The sequence below is a fragment of the Apilactobacillus kunkeei genome, assembly GCF_005930975.1.
Taxonomy (GTDB): Bacteria; Bacillota; Bacilli; order Lactobacillales; family Lactobacillaceae; genus Apilactobacillus; species Apilactobacillus kunkeei_E.
Genome location: NZ_VBSE01000019.1, coordinates 1 through 292, shown reverse-complemented (window position 1 = coordinate 292; position 292 = coordinate 1). Strand labels below are relative to the sequence as shown.

The window sequence follows — 292 nt, the reverse complement described above, 5'->3', positions numbered from 1 at the left end:
TATGCTTTTTTCTGATGTTAGTGCAGTACTTCTTTTTTGAGCAGTTTCTGAACTACTGCTTTGTGCTGATCTTTCTGCACTACTTCTTTGTGCTGATCTTTCTGCACTACTGCTTTGTGCTGATCTTTCTGCACTACTGCTTTGTGCTGAGCTTCCTGCACTACTGCTTTGTGCTGAGCTTCCTGCACTACTGCTTTGTGCTGAGCTTTCTGCACTACTGCTTTGTGCTGATCTTTCCGCACTACTGCTTTGTGCTGAGGTTTCTGCACTACTACTTTGTGCTGAGCTTTCT

Annotated in this window: 1 protein-coding gene; it reads right to left on the bottom strand. The window is 44.2% G+C overall.

Annotated features, from left to right (window positions below; all coding sequences use genetic code 11):
- The coding region (locus FD688_RS07330; RefSeq protein WP_190242839.1) for a hypothetical protein at positions 1-292 on the bottom strand (292 nt) is incomplete at both ends.